Raw genomic sequence first — 1534 nt, forward strand, 5'->3', positions numbered from 1 at the left:
AAGGGGCCTAACAGGTCCTCTTAACCTTCCAGCACCGGGCAGGCGTCAGTCCGTATACATCAACTTCACCGTTTTCGCACGGACCTGTGTTTTTAATAAACAGTCGCTTCCCTCTATTCTCTGCGACCACAACCAGCAACCACACCGCAAAGGATATGACACCAGCCATGGCCCCCCTTCTCCCGAAGTTACGGGGGCATTTTGCCGAGTTCCTTAACCACAGTTCACCCGAACGCCTTAGTATTCTCTACCTGACTACCTGTGTCGGTTTCGGGTACGGGCCGAATATGCACATCGCTAGAGGCTTTTCTCGACAGCATAGGATCACCAACATCCCCACACTACGTGGGTACGCATCACGCCTCAGGTTTAATAGGGTACGGATTTACCTATACCCCACCCCACACGCTTACACCACAATCCAATAAGTGGCCTGGCTACCTTCCTGCGTCACCCCATCACTTGACTACTACCAGATCAGGTCCCACGCATCCACCACACACCAACACAAGTGCTGACATGTGGTTTTTGGGTGGTTAGTATCACTGATTCATCATGGTCGCGCATACACGGGTACGGGAATATCAACCCGTTATCCATCGACTACGCCTGTCGGCCTCGCCTTAGGCCCCGACTCACCCTGGGAAGACGAACTTGACCCAGGAACCCTTAGTCATCCGGCGGATAAGATTCTCACTTATCAATCGTTACTCATGCCTGCATTCTCACTCGCACACACTCCACAGGAATTCACACGCCTGCTTCAACGCAAGTGCACGACGCTCCCCTACCCAACACACCACAAAGATGTATTGCCGCGGCTTCGGCGGTGTACTTAAGCCCCACTACATTGTCGGCGCAGAACCACTCGACCAGTGAGCTATTACGCACTCTTTCAAGGATGGCTGCTTCTAAGCCAACCTCCTGGCTGTCTTCGCGATCCCACATCCTTTTCCACTTAGTACACCCTTAGGGGCCTTAGCCGGCGATCTGGGCTGTTTCCCTTTCGACTATGAAGCTTATCCCCCACAGTCTCACTGCCATGCTTACAACTTACCGGCATTCGGAGTTTGGCTGACATTGCTAAGATGATAGTCCCGCTCAACCAACCAGTAGCTCTACCTCCGGCAAGCAACACACAACGCTGCACCTAAATGCATTTCGGGGAGAACCAGCTATCACGGAGTTTGATTGGCCTTTCACCCCTACCCACAGCTCATCCCCTCAGTTTTCAACCTAAGTGGGTTCGCGCCTCCACGACGTCTTACCATCGCTTCACACTGGCCATGGGTAGATCACCCCGCTTCGGGTCCAGGACATGCCACTAACAACACCCTCAATTAGGATTCGCTTTCGCTACGACTACCCCACACGGGTTAACCTCGCGACATGCCGCTGACTCGCAGGCTCATTCTTCAAAAGGCACGCCATCACCCCAACAAAGTTAAGGCTCTGACGGATTGTAAGCACACGGTTTCAGGTACTATTTCACTCCCCTCCCGGGGTACTTTTCACCATTCCCTCACGGTACTAA

At 53.1% G+C, this 1534-nt stretch carries 1 rRNA gene; it reads right to left on the bottom strand.

Features of this window, described 5'->3' with window-relative positions:
• Positions 1 to 1534 (bottom strand): 23S ribosomal RNA (locus BMZ01_RS10930); the annotation flags it as partial.

Origin of the sequence: Corynebacterium spheniscorum, from assembly GCF_900113445.1 — a bacterium.
Classification (GTDB): domain Bacteria; phylum Actinomycetota; class Actinomycetes; order Mycobacteriales; family Mycobacteriaceae; genus Corynebacterium; species Corynebacterium spheniscorum.